Origin of the sequence: Acinetobacter sp. RRD8, from assembly GCF_031844225.1 — a bacterium.
Lineage (GTDB): Bacteria > Pseudomonadota > Gammaproteobacteria > Pseudomonadales > Moraxellaceae > Acinetobacter.
In genome coordinates this window covers 61,593-82,096 of record NZ_JAUZUU010000004.1, presented here as the reverse complement: position 1 = coordinate 82,096, position 20,504 = coordinate 61,593, and the positions used below count along the sequence as shown (strand labels likewise).

At 37.3% G+C, this 20,504-nt stretch carries 16 protein-coding genes; all 16 read right to left on the bottom strand.

Annotated elements, in window-relative coordinates:
• Positions 1–27: 27 nt before the first annotated feature.
• Entirely contained in the window at positions 28–1,335 is a 1,308-nt protein-coding gene (locus Q9R24_RS05975; protein ID WP_071321136.1) for an MFS transporter, read from the bottom strand.
• A 93-nt stretch (positions 1,336–1,428) separates the two neighbouring features.
• On the bottom strand, positions 1,429–2,076 hold the full coding sequence (locus tag Q9R24_RS05970) for a transmembrane anchor protein (protein WP_311203936.1): 648 nt from the start codon (positions 2,074–2,076) through the stop codon (positions 1,429–1,431).
• Positions 2,077–2,088: 12 nt separating this feature from the next.
• Entirely contained in the window at positions 2,089–2,802 is a 714-nt protein-coding gene (locus Q9R24_RS05965) for a HupE/UreJ family protein (protein ID WP_311203937.1), read from the bottom strand.
• 18 nt (positions 2,803–2,820) lie between these two features.
• Positions 2,821–3,180, bottom strand: coding sequence for a hypothetical protein (locus Q9R24_RS05960; protein ID WP_071321139.1), 360 nt, complete (start codon positions 3,178–3,180; stop codon positions 2,821–2,823).
• An 11-nt stretch (positions 3,181–3,191) separates the two neighbouring features.
• Positions 3,192–6,323, bottom strand: coding sequence for a CusA/CzcA family heavy metal efflux RND transporter (locus Q9R24_RS05955; protein WP_311203938.1), 3,132 nt, complete (start codon positions 6,321–6,323; stop codon positions 3,192–3,194).
• A gap of 12 nt (positions 6,324–6,335) precedes the next feature.
• Positions 6,336–7,814, bottom strand: coding sequence for an efflux RND transporter periplasmic adaptor subunit (locus tag Q9R24_RS05950; RefSeq protein WP_311203939.1), 1,479 nt, complete (start codon positions 7,812–7,814; stop codon positions 6,336–6,338).
• Between the two features lie 11 nt (positions 7,815–7,825).
• Positions 7,826–9,025: a TolC family protein gene (locus Q9R24_RS05945; RefSeq protein WP_311203940.1), complete on the bottom strand. Its 1,200-nt coding sequence runs from the start codon at positions 9,023–9,025 to the stop codon at positions 7,826–7,828.
• A gap of 44 nt (positions 9,026–9,069) precedes the next feature.
• The gene (locus Q9R24_RS05940) at positions 9,070–9,519 is read right to left on the bottom strand and encodes a hypothetical protein (RefSeq protein WP_311203941.1); all 450 of its coding nucleotides are present in this window, start codon (positions 9,517–9,519) and stop codon (positions 9,070–9,072) included.
• Between the two features lie 289 nt (positions 9,520–9,808).
• The gene (locus tag Q9R24_RS05935; protein ID WP_034675506.1) at positions 9,809–10,486 is read right to left on the bottom strand and encodes a hypothetical protein; all 678 of its coding nucleotides are present in this window, start codon (positions 10,484–10,486) and stop codon (positions 9,809–9,811) included.
• A gap of 79 nt (positions 10,487–10,565) precedes the next feature.
• Positions 10,566–11,444, bottom strand: coding sequence for a DUF4747 family protein (locus Q9R24_RS05930; RefSeq protein WP_311203942.1), 879 nt, complete (start codon positions 11,442–11,444; stop codon positions 10,566–10,568).
• Positions 11,445–11,519: 75 nt separating this feature from the next.
• Positions 11,520–11,693 (bottom strand): hypothetical protein, encoded by a 174-nt coding sequence (locus tag Q9R24_RS05925; RefSeq protein ID WP_171260619.1) that lies wholly within the window; start codon positions 11,691–11,693, stop codon positions 11,520–11,522.
• Positions 11,694–11,818: 125 nt separating this feature from the next.
• Positions 11,819–12,370, bottom strand: a complete 552-nt coding sequence (locus tag Q9R24_RS05920) for a DNA-binding protein (protein ID WP_071321145.1) — start codon at positions 12,368–12,370, stop codon at positions 11,819–11,821.
• Positions 12,371–12,398: 28 nt separating this feature from the next.
• Positions 12,399–13,499, bottom strand: a complete 1,101-nt coding sequence (locus tag Q9R24_RS05915) for an ATP-binding protein (protein ID WP_311203943.1) — start codon at positions 13,497–13,499, stop codon at positions 12,399–12,401.
• Positions 13,500–13,574: 75 nt separating this feature from the next.
• A complete protein-coding gene (locus Q9R24_RS05910; protein WP_311203944.1) occupies positions 13,575–16,610 on the bottom strand; it encodes a DEAD/DEAH box helicase family protein in 3,036 nt (1,011 codons plus the stop codon).
• A 59-nt stretch (positions 16,611–16,669) separates the two neighbouring features.
• Entirely contained in the window at positions 16,670–17,986 is a 1,317-nt protein-coding gene (locus Q9R24_RS05905; RefSeq protein ID WP_311203945.1) for a restriction endonuclease subunit S, read from the bottom strand.
• A gap of 11 nt (positions 17,987–17,997) precedes the next feature.
• Positions 17,998–20,358: a class I SAM-dependent DNA methyltransferase gene (locus Q9R24_RS05900; protein WP_311203946.1), complete on the bottom strand. Its 2,361-nt coding sequence runs from the start codon at positions 20,356–20,358 to the stop codon at positions 17,998–18,000.
• Positions 20,359–20,504: the final 146 nt, after the last annotated feature.

Here is a 20,504-nt window from a genome sequence, read left to right as displayed (position 1 = left end):
TAAAAATAATAAAACATAGGCCATCATTTATTTCGGCCATCTTTGATGGTATTCATCTATTACATAGTCATGTGAATGCTTTCCATCATGGTTATGACTGAGTAGATGTTCATGATCCGCAGGTAAGTCATCATGTGAATGTACTATTACGGACTCATCCTGTTTTGGCCAAATTATAAAAGCAATACTCATTGCCACTAGAGCAATAATCGCCATAGGCACGAATGTAAAGAGTGTTCCAAAATTGGTACTCAGCCAACCTACTAAAGGGTAAGCAATTAACCAGCATGCGTGTGAAAAAGCGAACTGCGCGGCAAATAATGAAGTTCTATTTTCACTAGATGCAGATTTACGAATTAACCGACCTGTAGGCGTTTGAGATACTGAGTAACCTATTCCCAAAGCAAACCATAAAGCTAATAGTCCGTTGTATGAGTTAATAAAAAACCCACAGAACAAGCCAACGACTAATACAGCTGTGCCGCTCAACATCACAGCTCGATCGTTAAATTTATCCAGAATATTAGGCAATATAAATGCCGAGAGCATAGACCCTAAGCCAAACAAGCCAAAGGCCCAAGTGGTGGCATGTTCATTTAGCTTAAAGGTTGATTGAACGAGTACAACCGTATTTACAATCACCACAGCACTGGCTGAAGCAATCGCAAGGTTTAACGCTAGGAGTGCCTTTAAACGCGGGGTATTAAAATAAATTTTTGTCCCCTGCTTTATTCTGTAATACACTCCTTTAAATTCAGGTACTTTAGCAACAGGCAATTTTGCACTGACAACAAAAAGTGCTGAACCAATAAAGCCAATCACCGTTCCTAAAAATAGATTGTGATAGCTTATAAATCCAAGTAAAAATCCTGCCAACATCGGACTGATGATATTTTCTAAGTCATAAGCCAAACGTGAAAGGGACAAAGCATTGGTATAGTCTTTTTCATCAGGCAACACATCAGGAATCATGGCCTGAAAAGTAGGTGTGAATGCAGCTGATGCAGATTGCAGAATAAAAATTAGAATATAGATTTGCCAAATTTGGGTCACAAAAGGCAGGCATAAAGCAGTTAAAGCACGGATGATATCTAACCCCACTAAAACTTTTTTACGTGGCAGCCTTTCTGCAAATGCTGAAGCAATAGGTGCTACCCCAATATAAGCAATCATCTTTATCGCCAATGCTATGCCTAAGACCTGAGCAGCCTCCCCTTTAGCAATATCATACGCCTGTAAAGCCAAAGCAATAGTGATCAGCCCTGTTCCAATAAGTGCAATGACTTGAGCTAAGAACAAATGCCTATACGTTGTATTTTTTAAAACTTCTAGCATTTTAGGGACTCCTTTTAGAACCTAATTTTTATTTCTAAAATCAATGCCAATTAAAATCTCCTTGGATTTTATTCCAAGGAGATTTTTTAAAGCTTAAAAGACTTTCTTCATATCACTGAATTGGCCTTCAACTTCCAATGTCACTGAAACAGGACTTTCAGTTCTATTACGCCAGAACCAGCCATGCTTACCATCAAAAGCTGCTTTTAATGTACCTGTTTGCTGAGTTTCATTACGTCCTTTGCCATAACCATGGTAAAAGCCCTTGGGAGCGTTCACTGGATCACCATGCGTGTCATAATTTAGACCACCGCCTGATGTTGTCCATTTAAAATTCACGCTAGCACTTTCCGGCATCGCCAACTTAATTTCAGTGGCTTGTCCGGGCTTCAACTCAACTGTCATTTGCTGCTTTTGAATTGCAGGCATTAGCATTTTTTCTGCTTCACCAATTGGCATAGATGATTGAATATTGGGGTCACTTGCAACTTCACTCGATATCGTGTTTGAAACTGCCTCTCCCATACCATTTTCAGACTCTTGAGCCAAAGATTGCTTAATTTCACCCATCGTTGTTAAGCCTAGAACTTTACCAACCCCAGTAGGATCAATATTGTATTCAGCTGGCATAACAACTGTAACTAAGACAACTGCAGCACTCACTGCAGCGATAATGGTTGATTTAACAAGTTTCTTTGCAGAAGGTAATTCAACATCTTGTGGAATTTGAGCGTTGTACATATTTGAAAATCCTTATTGAGTAACGAAGCCAGTAAGCTGAAAGCCCACAAGTAAAAAGCCGAGGAACATTAAAAAAACGTTGCTTTGATAAGCTGTTTTGAAGAAATACGGCGTTTTTCGCCACATTGTCATCAACAGCAAAATCATCGCTAAAGCCATAAATTGACCAAGCTCTACCCCGACATTAAATGCAATGAGGTTTGCCAATAGACCATCTGCCGGAACTTCATACTCTTGAATTTTTACCGCTAAACCGAAGCCATGAATCAGACCAAAAATTAACGTCGCTGCTTTAGTGTTGGGCTGGAAACCAAACCAACGCTGATATGCACCTAAATTATCCAAAGCTTTATAAACAATAGAAAAACCAATAATTGCATCAATAATGTATGCATTCATGGAAATGTTGTAATACACCCCAATCAGCATTGTCACAGAGTGACCAATCGCAAAAAGGCTGACATATAAGCCAATATCTTTCATGCGATATAAGAAAAAGATAATCCCGACGAGGAACAGCAAATGGTCATAACCTGTAACCATGTGCTTTGCACCAAGGTAAATAAAGGGAATGATGTGTACCCCATAAATTTCTTGAATATAGCCTTTGTCACCTTCCGCCACGCCATGGGCAAAAAGTGCAGAACTCATCAAAACTGCACTTAAAGTAATCAATAACTTTAAAAATGCCTTGAGTCTCACCCATTGTGAAAAAATAAATTGCATGTAAATCAAACTCCAAAGTTAACTAAAAAGAAAAGTTTCTAGCGATGTTTTGGGAGGTTTGAAAATACGGCTGATCATCAGATAGAGATAATTTTTCACTCTATCCAGGATCAAAATAAAGGTGAAAGTAAATAACAAAGTTATCGATTGACCAGACTGATATTCACCAAAATGCTCATGAAAATTATCATGATGAATATGGTTTTGCTTTTGATGCACATCATGAAAATGTACACCTTCAAATTCATAAACCGTATGTTCTTGGTATGCAGTCTCTGCATTGTGCGTATTAAAATGCAGGCATAGTGCAAGACTGATGATGCAGACGAACCACATCATCAAATTTCTAAACTTTCTATCTCTCACTATGCCTATCATTGCATTTTCACCTAGGCTTCTTGCTGCTCAGAAAAATCATCTGATTGCTTTTTACGTCCTTGGTTAAACCAAACGTATAGCGTAGGCAAAATAATCAACGTCAATAAGGTCGAAGATAAGATTCCGCCAATCACAACAGTCGCAATCGGTCGTTGCACTTCAGAGCCAATCCCAACATTCAATGCCATAGGGATGAAACCTAAAGATGCCACTAAAGCCGTAATTAATACTGGGCGAAGTCGTTCCAATGCACCGTGTCTAACAGCTTCAAGTAATCCTTCACCTTGATCTCTCAATCTCTGAATTGCAGACACTAGAACTAAGCCATTCAGTACAGCAACACCCGACAGTGCAATAAAACCAACGGCTGCTGAGATAGAGAATGGGATATCACGTAAAGCTAAGGCAATCACACCGCCCGTTAATGCAAATGGCACGCCCGTAAAGACCAGCACGCTATTTCTGACATTTCCTAATGCCATATAAATCATGGCAAAAATTAAGATCAAAGCCAGAGGGACAACAATCATTAGACGATTTGAAGCTGATTCCATTTGTTCAAATGTACCGCCCCATGTCAGCCAATAGCCTTCAGGTAATTTAAAGTCAGCATTGAGTTTAGATTGGGCTTCTGCGATATAACTTCCGATATCCGTACCACGAACATTGGCAGTAATTACAATTCGGCGTTTACCGTTTTCACGTGAGATTTGGTTTGGCCCCTGAACATTCTTCAATTCGATTAGTTCAGATAAAAGTACACTTGAACCATTAGGCAAATTCACTGGAACTTGATAAAGCTTGTCTAAGTCCGTAACGGAGTTCTGATCCATTCGAACCACAATATCGAACTTACGATCTCCCTCAAAAACCTTACCTGCTGTTTGCCCCGTAATCAGACTGGATACTTGCTTTTGCACATCTTCAGCATCAAGACCGTAGTTGGCGATCATGTCCTTTTTAAGCTCAACAGATACCGTTGGCAGTCCACTCAGCTGTTCAACTTTTAAGTCAGCTGTACCACTCACACCTTCTAAAATTTTCGCTGCAGCATTTGCTGATTCAAGCAACTGATCTAAATCATCACCATAAATCTTCACTGCAACATCTGTACGAACACCTGAAATCAGCTCGTTAAAACGCATTTGAATCGGCTGAGTGAACTCATAGTTGTTTCCATAAACGCCTTTTGCCACACGTTCAATATCGGCAACAACAGCTGATTTTTCTTTGTCAGGATTCGGCCATTCGCTACGTGGTTTCAATATCACAAAATTATCAGCGACGTTTGGTGGAACTGGGTCTGTCGCAATTTCAGCTGTACCCACTTTAGCAAACATGGTTTTTACTTCAGGAATTTTGACGATTTCTTTTTCAAGCGCATACTGCATTTCAACAGCTTGAGTTAAAGAAGTGCCAGGAATTCGAAGCGCATGTAATGCCACATCACCTTCATCTAATGAAGGAATAAATTCAGAACCTAAGCGAGTTGAAAGGCTTGCACTGAATACAAAGAAAATAGCGACGAACGCGATCAGCTTATAACGATGACTCAATGACCAATCTAAAATTGGGCTATAGACTTTCTTAATGAAATGAACAATCTTAGATTCCTCTTCCTTAATTTCACCTGTCGTGACCAAAGCCACCATTGCAGGAACAAAAGTAATCGAAAGAACCATTGCAGCCACGAGAGCCATAACAACTGTAGCTGCCATCGGTGTAAACATCTTGCCTTCAACACCAGTAAGCGTCATGACAGGCAGATACACTAAGATAATGATCAATTGACCATAAAGAATCGCTTTTCGAGATTCCCTAGTTGCTTCAAATACGGTAGCAAAACGTTCTTTACGCGTCAGAATCCGGCCCAACTCTTTTTGCTTCATCGCTAATTTCGCAAGTGAAGCTTCAACAATAACGACAGCACCATCGACGATGATCCCGAAATCTAGCGCCCCCAAACTCATTAAGTTTGCACTGATTCGTTGATTCACCATGCCAGTAATGGTCATGAGCATAGACAATGGAATCACCATCGCAGTAATGAGCGCTGCACGGAAATGCCCAAGGAATAAGAACAGAACAACAATAACGAGGATTGCACCTTCAAGAAGGTTTTTCTTTACTGTGTCGATTGTTGCATCAACCAAAGTTGTACGGTTATAAACGGCTTTCGCCTCAACACCTTCTGGCAATGACTCTTGGACTTTTTGTAACTTTTGATCTACCGCATGAGCAACATTTCGCGAGTTTTCACCAATCAGCATAAATGCAGTACCTAAGACAATTTCTTGCCCATCTTTAGTTGCTGCACCTGTACGTAACTCGTGACCAATTGATATTTTTGCCACATCTTTCAATCGAAGAATGTAACCGCTGCTTGTCGTAATAGGGATATTTTGAATTTGCTCAATTGAGTTAATTTGAGAATCTGAGCGAATCAAATACTGTTCGCCATTCTTCTCAATATAACCAGACCCTTTGTTCATGCTATTTTTAGAAATAGCATCCAAGATATCCTGCTGATCTAAACCAATACTGCGTAAATATACATAATCAGGCTGCACCACGAATTGTTTTAGATAACCGCCAATGGTATTGATTTCATTCACACCTTCTACATTTCGAAGCTGTGGTTTAATCACCCAATCTTGCAGAGTTCTTAATTCAGTGGGTGATAATGGATTTGGATTATCTTTTGCGTTCTCAACAGTGTACATAAAGATTTCGCCAAGCCCTGTTGAGACAGGCCCCATTGAAGTCGATATGCCACCCGGAAGTGTTGGAGTAACCCCTTGCAACTTTTCATTTACAAGTTGACGAGCAAAATAGATATCCGTGCCTTCCTTGAAAATCGCCGTAACCTGAGATAAACCATATCTCGATACAGAACGTGTGTATTCCAGATTCGGAATACCAGCCAAAGCCGTTTCAATTGGATAGGTCACTTGTGACTCCATCTCCATTGGAGATAAGCCTTGCGCTTCACTATTGATTTGGACTTGTACATTAGTAATGTCAGGCACAGCATCAATCGGCAGTTTAAAATAGTTATAAACGCCAAATGCACCGATAAACAGAAAGACAATCAGTACAAGCCATCGATTCTTGATCGAGAGCTTAACAATTTGATCAAACATAGTCGCTACCCCTTAGTGATCATGAGTAGCGCCAGATTTACCTAGCTCTGCTTTTAATAAGTAGGAATTGCCTGCTGCATACACCTGACCTGCTTTAAGACCAGATTTCACCTCAACAAAACCGTTATATTTATCGCCTAGTTCTAAAGGACGTGCTTCAAAGTCATTTCCTACACGGATAAATACCACATCCCAATCACGGAAGTTTTGTAATGCATCTTCACGCACAACCATGGCTTTCGTGCTTTGATTTTCAAATATTTGTGCGGTAACAAGCTGACCAGAACGCCATTTAAATTGGTTCGCAATTTCAATAAAGACTTGAGCAGTACGTGTTTTCGGATCAATCACATCACTAATGTATTTAATCTTACCCAGTGCTTCCTCCGTACTTTCCTGTACTTGAGGTTTAACGGTTACTTTTGCATCTGGATTAATTGCATTCAGCTTATCAGCCGGCACATTGACCACTGCAAGCAACTGTGAAGTATTTGCAATTTTAAAAAGTGGTGAAGCTGGTGTTACATTTGAACCCACAGCAGCAAGCACTTGTAAAACTGTGCCCGACATTGCCGCTCTTACTTCAATTGTTCCGTTACCTGAACCACCGTATGAACTGATTAAGCTATTCAGCTCATTTGCACGAGTCTGTGCATCATCGTATTCACGTTTTGCATTGATGTAGTCAATTTCAGGCGATACGCGTTTTTGAAATAATACGCGTTCCTGTTCCATCTTTTTGCGTGAAAATTGCAAATTATCTAATGCAATGGATCGCTCAGCATTTAAGCGGATCAGATCTTGGCTTTGAACAGTCGCTAACAGATCACCTTGACTGACTTTATCACCAATAGTGCGATAGGTTTTGATAAGTGTTCCGCTTGCTTTAGGCGTAATGAAACTTTCAAAATTGTCTGGGAATTTAAGCTCACCTTTAAGCTCAAGCGCATTCTCAAAAGTCATGGGTTCAACTTTAAGAAGTTCTAAACCACTGCTTTTGATACTGCTATCCAGCATCGTTACACGGCCTTCTTTGGTATCCCATTTCCAGCTGTGTTTCTTGCCTTGGTAATCAACATTTATCACCATCAAGAACGAATGCGGTTCATAAACAATTTCATCTCCAATCAAGTAATCACTTTCAGGCTTGAAGCGAATGGTTTGCTCAGCATCTAAGCGCTTAATAAAAATATTCGCGTTAATCTCACTCGGCTTTAAAGGCTGATCTTTGTAGTAGCCATAGACACGTAAATGCGGCTCTACACCTTCTTCAAAAATTTTGACCTCTGCTGAAAAGTCTCCATCACGATATAAGCGTCCACCATGTGGACCTTTTTCATCACCTGCGACAGCAGCTTTCTCTTCGACAGCTTCACCATGTGCAGAAGACGTCTGTGATTTGTTTCCTGTTTTGTACCAAGCCAGAGCACACAACATGACAAGTAAAGCCATAACGCCTGTAGCAATGACCGTATTCTTTGGTTTATTCATATTCTCTGCCCTTATTCTTGATCTAAATTCGTTACATAATTTCGTTCAACTTCTGCAATCTGATTTTGCAAAGCCAACCACAAATCAAATCGAGCGAGATGTTTTTCTAACCAAACTTGTTTAATGCTATTAAATTCCAGTAGTGAAATTTTTCCTGCCTGATAACCCATTTCTGCAATGCGTAAACTTTCTTTTGTTGCAGGTAAAACAGATTGGTCATATTGCTTGATTGCATCAATCAAACTGGATACCTCAATAGATTTGTTATCCAATTCAATCTTTGAATTTCGATTAATTAAATCTGAACGAGTTTCAGCATTGGTTTGCTGTGCTTGTGCGAGTGCAATATTTCCATTGTTGCGATTGAATATTGAAAGCGGAATTGAAGTAGAAACCAAAAAAACTTTGTCATCGGTTTCTTGATAATTACGCACACCAACGCCAAGCGTGATATCAGGAACCGCTTCTTTTTTTGCTAATTCAAATTGAGTTTTTGCCTGCTGTTTTTTTAGTAATGCCTGCTGTTCAGATAAGCTCACCTTGTCGGTAAAGTTAATCGTTAAAGGAACATCAATAGCATTGGCTGGTAAATCAAAAGCAAATTTTGAACACAGATTTTTCTGAAACTGAACCTTTTTCAGTTCATTTTGATAACGTAATTTGGACTCAGCAGATAAAGCTGAATTAAGTTGAACATCAGATGGAATCACCCGTCCATACTTTAGCTTTTCATTTAGAACTGTTGCTTGTCTTGCACTCAGCTTGCTCTCTGCAGCATAAATTTCTGCTCGCTGAGATGCTGTATACCAATTAGACATGCAGATTCGAAAATCGGCTTTTAACTCTGCTTGTCGTTGAGTAATCTCAAATTGGTTATTATTTCCTTGTAAACCTGCTAATTGCTTACGTAAAGCGAGTTTATTATTTAACGGAATTTCTTGCGACAAACCCATGAATGCAGTTGGGCCATCCAAGTCTTTCAGCTTAGAATTACCCAAATTATCCAATTCGACATTGAACGTAGGATTATTCATCCGACCAGCATATTTTTGATTTACATCATACGCCTGCTGAGATTGCTGCAAACTTTTTAGAACTGAATCATTTGCAATCGCTTGCTGCTGTAACTGTGCATAATTTGTTCCTGCAAATAACTGCGGAGCAATAACAACTAAGCCACAGGCGAAAATTACCTGACTTTTTTTAGACATGACTATACCTATACAAAAATGAAAAAATATTTTGTATAGTTAAATCAATTTCTTAGAACAATAAGCGTCTTAGTAAATGCGTAGGAATTACAGAGAAAGTTAATCCTTTTTCTTAGCTTAAAAGACCGAATGGGGCGTTCAAATAAGCCTAAAAATAAGAGGATTAAAGGTAAAGCAAAACTAAGGAAAAAGACTGGATCAATTGAGAAATGATCATCAGCTTGAATTGGCTTTACTGAATGATGAAATGCGGGTTCATCATAACTAGTCCAGTTATGATTTTTTTTATCTTGATCTGCTGTACTCAGAACTTCATCATGATGAGCTAATGACCATTGGCTCGAGTCTTCTGTTTCGACAGAAATACTTAATTCATGATGATGATCTAGATTTTTTGCTATAACAGGCGCCCACGTATAAATTCCCGTCGTTGTTATAGCAAACAAAAACAGGACTGATACGAGGATAAGTTTAAAAAACTTATTAGCCAACATAGCAAGTTAGATCAAAATGAAACGTGAAAAGCATACTGAATAGCTTCTAGGAAGTAAATCCTATATGAAAATATATCTCAAATTTTCAAGCTATCCTTTGATAAAGGGATAGCTTATAGGAACTGAAGCTTTATTTAGTTATTTTCTGGAACTGTACTAAAAGGATTTAAACTGTACCTAGTTTGAGTTAGTACAAAGTAAGCTTACTTATCTTAGAGGTGGTGGAAGTTTAACTAGCAATTGAAACTATTGTAACTATTAAAGAACGTCCATGTTCTTTAACCCAGATTTACCCAAGCTCGATCAAATTATCTTGTGAATGCTCTTCAGCATCATCCACTCTTTCGAATTCTTCTTTTGCCATAACAACATCCTCTTTAATAAGTGACATTAAAACTTCATGATTGATGAATTTCATAGCAGAAATAATTGCTACTAAGACTCCAACTATTAAGATAGCAAATTGAGAAAAAATATATGTATTTTCATCGACAAAAAACAAGTTCCATCCTAAATATTTAAACAACAAAGTTAAGAGAGTATTTGATATAAAAATTGGTACTGATGATACGTATAAAAGGAAATAAATTATTGGTTTAAATTTTAATGCCTTAGATCTATCGATTGAAATGAATACATCTTCCTGCCCAAATTTTTTAACTTCTATCTTATGTCTAATTTTTTTTATTTTATTGACCATTGAAAAAAAGTTATTAGGGGATTTTAGCTTAAGAATATTCACTTCCTTAAAGCCTAGTTTTTCAGTGGCAATCATTGCCTGTGCAAAGGCACTCTTTTCATAATCAGTGATATCAGCTCGCTTAATTTCTTCTTCATATTTTTTAACAGATACCGCCCTATCTGCATAAAATTTTGCACTATGGGTAAAGCGTTTTCTGCTATCTAACCAAGATAAAATTGGGTAAATAAAAATGATAAGAGGTAAATATTTTAAGATTACATCCAATGATTACTACTCCAAATGGCTAGTTAAACCTGTGGGATGAAATAGCACCCCACTCTATTCACTACTTCGAATTTGACCACTAATTAATGTTACTTACAATTTCCAATGCTTTAGCTTGGATCAAATAATGTTGATCTGTTTCATCTGGATCATACTGAACTCTAATAATTAAAGGGTTAGATTCAGCAGTACTTTTATCTTCTATTAACCCTTCTTGATTTTCGATCTTATATTCAATAATGCCATGCTCTGCAGCAAACTTTATGAGCTCTTTTACTTCATCGCTTAAGTTTAAAAAATCATTTTTACCTGCGATATATGTCTGAATATAAGACTCTGTATTCATATCAACCATATGAGAAATAACTTTGTGAGATGAATCGAACTGCTCACCTATTTCTGGCTTTTCTAAACAGATTTGAATTCGTTTTAAAGTTTTCGAATTGATAATCTTTTCTGCTGAAATTACTTCAGGGACTGTACTAACTATGATTCGTCCAAATTTGTCCTGCAATTTATCCGTTATAATTAGCTTCTTTAAAAACTTTTCAAGCAATCCAATTTGGATCTCATTTTCAGGGTCCTTCACTTCACAAACCAATTTTTGATGTAAAGGAAAGAATATAAATTTAAAGAATCTTGGATTTGCTTTTAAATTAGATGGAATATAGTTTTCCTCTACATTTTTATGGCGATTCCTTTCATTTTTTTCTTCGTCATACCAATCACTTGTAAGTCCATTACTTTTAAAAACTTCTCTACTAAAACCATTAAGCAAGTTCTCTTCATTTAATGGTTTTATAAAGCGAAATTTTAGATAGTTATTACGTTCCATTGGAATCGGTCTAGGATTTTTCCGAAGTTCTTCAAAAACCTCAACATAAGTTTCAACTGTTGTACCTTCTCGAAGTAATTTAATATCAACAACAGCATAGTTTACAGTACGGTTACGCGCCATTATTACAACCTCTAATTCAAAAATTTAATAGGATACTCAATGGCTTCGAAAAGCCATTGAGCATTATTTACTGGTTTATTTTTCTTTACGTACACCTTTAAAGGGTGTCTTATCAGATGTCTTAACATCCATAAAACGCCCAGTATCAGTGTCACGTTTAACCCAATGTCCACTTGGGGTTTGTGTTTGAGAACGATCACGAACCATTCCATTACGATGTCCATCGCCTGATGGAGGATTTGTAGCCATAGCTAAACTCCTTATTTCTGTTTAATTTAATCTGTTTAATCAGAAGGTTTCAAAAAGGGCTTTTCGCCCTTTTGAAGACTATAATCCAATAAATCTGATTAAGTCAAACAGTTTAATCAGATTATTTAATCTTTTATTGGTCGATAAACAAACTCATGCCCACCAGAAGATGCTGTTTCTTTTTCACCTAAGATATAACCTTGATTAAACAGTTTTTTTAGCTTCATGCTTGCGTTCGGAATAGAAACATCAAAATGATTAGCAATCAAAGAGGTTGTAACTTTTGGTTGTTCATAAATAAAATCTAGCAATTCTTGTGTTGCTGAATTAACTTTTGGACCTATCCAAAGCTGCTTATCTTCATGCTTAATTAACAAAGGTTGCTCTTTAGCCTCTGCACCGTATTGCCAATTATCTATTAAATCTTTGTTCTTAAAATTTGTTAAATAAAAAGCTTTTTCCCCACGGAAATTTTTTGCCAGTGATACGATACTTTCTCTCGGGAAAGAGGCATCTGTAGCATCAATACCTCGTAAAGATACCTCGAAAATAGAGTACTCAGGGTGTTCATCAATATACATTGATATAGCTTGATAAACCTCTCTCCCTTCTTGATTGCCAAAAGCAACAGATGAGTTAACAAGTTTTCTAAGCTCTATAAAATTTTTTTTAGTCATCTGTTAAATTTAACCTGTTTAAACAGCTTCAGTCAATTATAAAATCAAAACAGATATGTGTGCCATGTATATATGTTAGATTTCTAAGTATATCTTCACTAATCAGCTCACCTTTTCGATAGATCAATTGAATACTAAAATTATTCAACCTAATACTTAGATTTGCATCAAACCTACTTGCATTATCAGTTGTACTTTTAAAACCTAATCCTCTACCACTACTTTTACCAAACCGAGTAATTCTTCCTTTTGAAAAAACTTCCAATGCCAAACCTATATCTGATTCTTCTTGGCCCTCAGGATATTTTTTATATAGATCTGGATAGTTATGTTTAAGAGTCGTCCTTAATGTTGCCACTACTCCTCTACCACTATCAGAAATTACAGCTTGTATATGCTGTTTTGAATTCGGTGGACTATATAGCTGTAATCCAGCAAATCCCTTCAATTTAGACTCACTATGATCACTGACATTCCCAATAAATTCAGCAAAAAATAGAGTGGCTACATTCGCATATTCTGATGATGTCTGCGCAATAAAACTTGTCCTCAAGTCACTTTTTAATTGTTTATTTTCACTCTGTGGACAAATTTCACCAAACTCAACTAAAGACTGACAATTTCCCTTAAATTGTTGTGCTGTTGAATAAGTAGGTCGTTTAGGTAAGACAATGATCCCTTTATTGGTGAAATCAAAAAAACCATTTCTATTCAAATAGCTATGTGCTCCAGAACAATTATCAAGATCTACAACAACCTTAATGCCATAATCATTAAGCTGATTTATCAATGAGATAAATCTAGCAATAACTTCCAATAATAATTTAGTATTTTTTTTAAAGATAAAGGATACCCTTGCCGTATCCTTGAAAAAATCACATCCCGCTAAAACCTTATTTTCATATACTTCCGCATCTATCCATCCGGAAGGAAAATCAATTTTTATTTCTTTAACATTTAACGGATTTTTATTATTCCACGTAAAATCAGACTCATCTCTTATATAGACATCAGAATGCTGCGCTAGGAATGAATTTATTTCTTTTTTATTCCATCCAAGAATTGCTGCTATTTCAGAGCCTTTTAAATTAGGTCTTACATCCAAAACACTTGCTATTGACTCTCTCACCTATCCCCCTCAAATATTTTTAAATAAATTAGGCTAAACAGAAGTCACCATTAATGATGGCTTCTGTAAGTAAAACTAAACCTCTTCCATCTCGATCAAGTTTTCCAAGGTCTGACTAAACGTATCTTGGAATGCTGAATCTTTACGGTAAAGGTTATACAAGTCCACCATATTCTTACGCTGTACTACCATAATTTCATCGAGCATCTTTTTAAATACCAATGCTCTGTTCTGTGGGTCTTGCGTCTGCTTATACTTCTTCATAAAGTTTTGATGCTGCTGAATACGTTTCACCAAATCAATGATTATCACCCGTTGATCTTGTGGTGTCGCACTCCAATCCTGAAACCACTTTTCATTAAACTTGGCAACGATCGAATCTAAAGTTTCATCATCATTTTCTTCGCTTGGATTACGAGGGTTTGGATTTTGTGGATCTAAAACCGTTTCTTCGGCATCAAGCGTAATGGTCTTGTTGATATGCTCACGCTTCAAGGCATAAGTACTTAAATCGACTGATTCCAACAGGTCATCAATACCATTTAAGCGTCCATCTTGTACATTCAGTTTCGGAATAAGGAATTTTAAGAACCAATACAATTGCTCCCACTCCTTGTTATTAAACCGTGAGATGGAAGAGACTTGAGCATAAATCTTAACGAACTGTTTTGCCTTAACTTTAAAATCAACCCGTTGCTCATGTTCCCAAGAGTCTTTTCTCTCTTCATCGAAACGTGTTGCCACTGTATCAATGATTGGGCTTAGATCACTGCCTGACGCATTACTAAAGAACAGTTCATTAAACTTCACCACTTCATGTAATTCGTAAATGCCTTTGTCATCTAATGCTGTTTTAATGTCATTCAGTACATTGACATTTGTTGCTTCAGACAATGAAGTCGAGGTGTAAAAATCATCAAAGGCTTTTTTAATATCATCAACATCATTGTAAAAATCTAAGATAAACAAGTCTTCTGTGCGTTTGTTGTATTTAGGCGCAGCACGGTTTAAACGTGACAAAGCCTGTACACATAGTACGCTTGTGAGCTTTTTATCAATATACATCGTGGTCAGTTTAGGCTGATCAAAACCAGTCAGATATTTGTTTGCTACAACCAAAATGCGGTTTTCATCTAGATCAAACTTTTCTTTTGTTTTTGTGTCATTAAAGCCATTCAACGATTCTTCAGTATAGGTTTTACCATCAACTTCTTTCTCACCTGAAAATGCAATCATGATGTTAAATGGTTTATTTTTTTGCTCTAGCAATTTTTTAAGTGACAAGTAATAGCGGATCGCAGCTTCAATGCTTTGAGTCACGACCATGCCCTTTGCTACGCCTTTGAGTTTTTTCTTATTGACTACATTATCAATGAAATGCTCCAGCATAATACTGGCTTTCGCATCAATCGATTGTTGCGACGCTTCCACATAGGCTCTTAAAATACGTTGTGCTTTTTTCGATTCAAACATTGGATTGTCTTCAATCGACTTTTGAATCTCATAAAAGCTCTTATATGTCGTATAGTTTGCCAACACATCTAAAATAAAGCCTTCTTCAATGGCTTGTTTCATACTGTATAGATGAAATGGTACATATTTGCCTGTCGCAACATCTAGTTGACCAAACTTTTCTAATGTGGTGTTTTTAGGCGTTGCAGTAAAAGCAAAGTACGATACATTTTCACGCTTTTTACGTGTGGTCATCATTGCCACAAGCATGTCCTGAACATCATCAGCATTTTTTAAGGCTTCATTGCCCATTGCTCGATTCATGCTGTTATGCGCTTCACCTGACTGTGAGCTATGTGCTTCATCAATAATAATGGCAAAATTTTTATCACTTAGATCAGTCACGCTATCCCAAATGATACGGAACTTTTGAATAGTGGTGATAATAATTTTTTTACCCGTTTCTAAAGCACTTTTTAGCTCTGCACTGTTCATTGCAGGGGCAATAATGTTTTTGATTTCCGAAAAATCTTTAATATTATCGCGCAGTTGTTTATCTAAGATTTTACGGTCTGTCACCACAATTACCGAATCAAACAAAGGCTGATGCAATGCTCGTTTGCCTGCTGCTAGTGCATTGTCTGGGTATGCTTCAATCAATTGAAAGGCTGCCCAAGTAATCGAGTTCGATTTACCCGAACCTGCCGAGTGCTGAATCAGATACGGTTTGCCCACACCGTGTTGTGACACATCACGAATGATTTTACGCACCACATCAAGTTGATGATAACGTGGGAAAAACAAGGTGCGTTTGCTGAGTTGATCTGAATCTTTACCGTCTAAACGGACAAAGTGTTGAACAATATTAACCAAGCTTTCTTTGGCAAAGATTTCTTCCCACAAGTATGCCGTTTTATATCCGTTTGGATTAACAGGATTACCTTGCCCACCTGATGCTGTACCTTTGTTAAATGGTAAGAAGTAGGTCTTTTTACCTTCTAATTTGGTGGTCATATAGACTTCATCGGTATCGACAGCAAAATGCACCAAGCAACGTGCAGGCGTAAGCAATGGCTGTGTTGGGTCACGATCTTCACGATATTGTTTTTGACCGTGATAACGTGCTGTTTGATTTGTCCATGCATTTTTAAGTTCCATCGTCACCAATGGCAAACCATTAAGGAAGATGACCATATCAATTTCTTCACGACGGTTTTTGAGTGAATACTGCACTTGTCGTGTCACGCTAAAAATATTAGACGCAAAATTTTGTTTAACCGATTGGCTACTGCTTGCCAATGGGCATGGGTACATAAAATGAAAATGTTGCTCATCAAGTGCCATGCCTTTTTTGAGCATATAGGCAATGCCATGTTTTTTAATGAGCTTGTCAAAACGTCCTAGAATTTTTTGTTTCCAGTCGTTTTTATTATAGGCTTTGTAGGCATCTAAGCTATCTTTTTGAGTGCTTTCTAAAAATTGAAAAAACAGTTTTTCATCAATGGCATAGTCTTCATTAAAGTCGGACACATGCCCGATGACATAGCCCAAACCCGTATGGGCTTGAGCGATGCCTTGAGCAAGGTCTTCTTTACAGATACCGACCAATGCACGTTCGATATTTTTTTCTAAAGCCAGTTCGTTTAAATTTTTGTTCACAAGTATTCCTCTACGCTCTGCATTGGCGGTTTATAATTTTTTAAAAGCTATATGAAGATTTATGCCACTTTAATTTTGCCTGTAACAGCATCATTAATGAGTGTGGTTTTATATTCTTTAAGCTTTTCAATTTGTGCTGTTAGATTGTTAAGAGCTAAATCAATTTTTATAGATTGCTCATTAATCGCTTCAATAATTTCATTCTGCTCTTCAAATGATGGAAAACCAATTTTCATATTGAAGAACATATGCCCATAAAATCGGAGTCGTGACGAATGTAAGCCAGTGGATACACGATTGTAATGTTCAATATATTTAGTGGTTTTCAATAGATACTCTAAATATTGAGCATTAAAGATATTAGGTTTCTTCTGTCTATAAACACCATAAGACGGACTCACTATTCCTTCATAAGCAGAAACCCCCAATGCCCCCATCCATGCCCACATAATGTTCATAACTAAGTCATTCTTTTTACATAATTTAGAGCCTGAATAATCTTCAGCCATAAACATAGAAACAATTTTTTCAGAGCGTGGCGTTACACCTGTCATATGTGAAACAGATAATAATTCTTCTTGCCCTTCAGATGAACGTTCATCAACTTCATCAAATAAAAATTTAGCTCGGACAACTTCCCAATGCTCAGGAATCTGCCCAATCCACTTCACACCCGAATCCATCGTTGGTACATTTGGATTTAAACCTTGCGTCACTGCTTTTTGAATCACAATTTGCTTACGTTCATTCAGTAAAGCAATTTGCTGTTCTTTAATGGCAATAGCTTGGTTCAGCTCACCAACCTTTGTATCTAAAAATTGTGATATTTCATGCTGACAATCAACATCAGGTAACCAAATAGTCGTGTCTTTAAGAATCGACTTAGTAATGCTATAAACTTTTACACCTTTAACAGCTTTACGAATTTGATTTCGAAAACTTAATGAATCAAACACATAAGCCAAAAATCTAACATTAATATTATTTTTAGGTCGAACAATGACTGTATGATAACCAGCAAAGGTCATCTGATGGCTATTCAAGTAAGTAAAATTTCCCGATCCATCAATATCTTCTGATGTATCAGCAAATACAAAGTCACCATATTTAAGTAAAGATTTTGGTGAACTTTTCAAGTAACTTTCCGATACACATTTTAATTGGTGAGCTTCAGGATTGACCTCAAAACCATATTTAGAATGGACTTCACCATAATTTACACAGGGAATTCCGACATCTTCTAAGTTTTCTTTAGTAATGTTTAAGCCTTTTCCAAAGTCACAAATATCTCGAAATCTTAAAACTTCCCAATCATTAGGTATCTCGCCTAAAGCTTCCACACCTGAATCTTTATAAGCATCATATTTATTAAACATTCTGCTTCCCCTTAAAGACCCAAAATCTGTGCAATCAAACCATCGGCTTGTTTCTCAAGACTTAAAATATTCTTAGCCACAGCTTCAAGCGAACGCAACGGCTTATGTTGGTAGAAATACTTATTAAAACTGATCTCATAACCAATTTTCACCGAATCCAAATTAATCCATGCTTCATCCACATGCGGTTTTACTTCATCTAAGAAATATTGGTGAATACGCTGATTTAACGGCACTGATTCGCTGTCACGGATATCTGCATTGCTTTCATAAGTGATGTACTCACCTTTTTTGCCTGTTGCAAAATAACCAAAGTCAGCTAAATCAGATTCTTCACAGCCTAAATGCTCAAGTAGCTCAGCCAACTTATCGCCATTCAACTTCACGACTTTCTTCAGCACTTTCTCAGCGGTTTCGTCATACCAGCTCACGGCATTTAAAATGCTGTTCTTTTCAGATGCAGATAGTTTTAAATCAAGGGATTTAATTGCTTTATCTACGTTGTCTTTAAACACATTAAAGTCACTTGATTCCGCTTCACCCACTTGCGCCATAATTGCTTGAGCAGATTCAAACAACGTCTTGAGTGATGTCCAATGCTTAATATCAAACAGCTTGGCTTTTGCTTTGGTATTTAAGCTGATCTCTTGCTTCTCACACCAATCTAAAACGTCTTTTTCCACTTCTTTGAGCTTGCCTGCTTGGTACAGCGCATCGCCATAGTCAGCAAACATATATTCCATTGGCTCAAGCAAGGATTTATCAAAACGTAATGGCTGTAAACGCTCCAAACTAAACTGCGCTTTACGACGATCAGGACGTTCGATATTGACTTTATAATAGCCAAAATCACTATTATTAAAGACCTTAGAGGCTAATCCAATTGGATCATTATTGGCATCTAAACCACGCTCAACATCTTGCCCATTGAGGTACACATTTAAAATTTCCTCAAGATGCTCAGGTGCAAACTCACAGTTCTTTTGTCCTAAGTTTTTACGTAACTTACGGTAAAGCAAACTTGCATCAATCAGTTGTACTTTGCCTTTACGTGACTCAGGCTTGTTATTGGATAACAACCAAATATAAGTGGTAATACCCGTGTTATAGAACAAGTTGTTTGGCAATTGAATGATGGCATTCAGCAAATCATTTTCGATGATATAACGACGAATGTTGGATTCGCCGCCACCTGCATCACCTGTAAATAAACTTGAACCATTATGGACAGAAGCAATACGGCTACCAATACCATTTTGCTCAGGCGAGCTCATCTTACTGACCATTTCCATGAGGAATAAAAGCTGACCATCGCTCGAACGTGGCGTTGCATCTTCTTCTTTCAGTTCACCCCAATAGTTTTTAAGCTCGACTCTAAAACGTGGGTCGATGACTTTTTTATCATCGACAATGTATTTTTGATCTGATGCCCAGCTTTTACCATACGGAGGATTTGACAACATAAAGTCAAAACGTTTTGAGGCAAACTCATCACTTGCCAAGGTCGAACCCACACGTATGTTTTCAGGGTTATTGCCCTTAATCATCATGTCAGATTTACAGATGGCATAGGTTTCGTCGTTAATCTCTTTTCCGTAAAGGAAGATGTCACGATCTTCATCGCTATAACGCTCTTCAATAAAGTTTTGTGCTTCAGTGAGCATACCTCCACTACCACAGGCAGGATCATAGACAGACAAGGCATACGGAATACGGTCTTTGATTGGGTCAAAGACCAAATGCGTCATCAGGTCAATCACTTCACGTGGGGTAAAGTGCTCACCTGCCTCTTCATTATTTTCTTCGTTAAATTTACGAATGAGTTCCTCAAATACATATCCCATACCGAGGTTAGACAACCCCCCGAGCTTATAGCCATTTGGATCTTGCGTTTCAAATGGGCTGAGGTTGATGTATGGAGATACAAATTTTTCCAATACATCCAACAATACATCTTTGCTTGCCATGTGGCGGATTTGAGCAAATAAGTTAAAGCAATCGATAATTTCTTTAACGTTATCGCTGAAGCCACGTAAGTAGTCTTCAAAGTTTGCCAATAGAATTTGCTGATTATTAGTCGCTGTTTCAAATAAGCTTTTGAGCGTCCATTGTGAGCTGTTATAAAAGACATAGCCTGAAATATGACGGAGTGGTAAATCATCTAATTCAACGAAATCAGGTTCAGCTTGTTGATCCTGAACTTCAGCTAAAATTGCAGCTTTGGTTGGTTCTAATAAAGTATCTAAACGACGTAACACGACCATCGGTAAAATGATGTCACGGTACTTACCACGTACATACACATCGCGTAGACAATCATCCGCAATAGACCAAATGAAAGAAACCAATTTATTGTGAACTGAATGATCCATGTTTAGACCTAAAACTATCATTATATATGTCGCCAATTTAACACTATTTTCAAATAGTTGGGCAGTGTGTATATTGGCTTCTTTAGGCTTATACGCCAAATTATGTCGCGAAATTTGGTCTAATGAATCTACTCATGCGCTCAGAC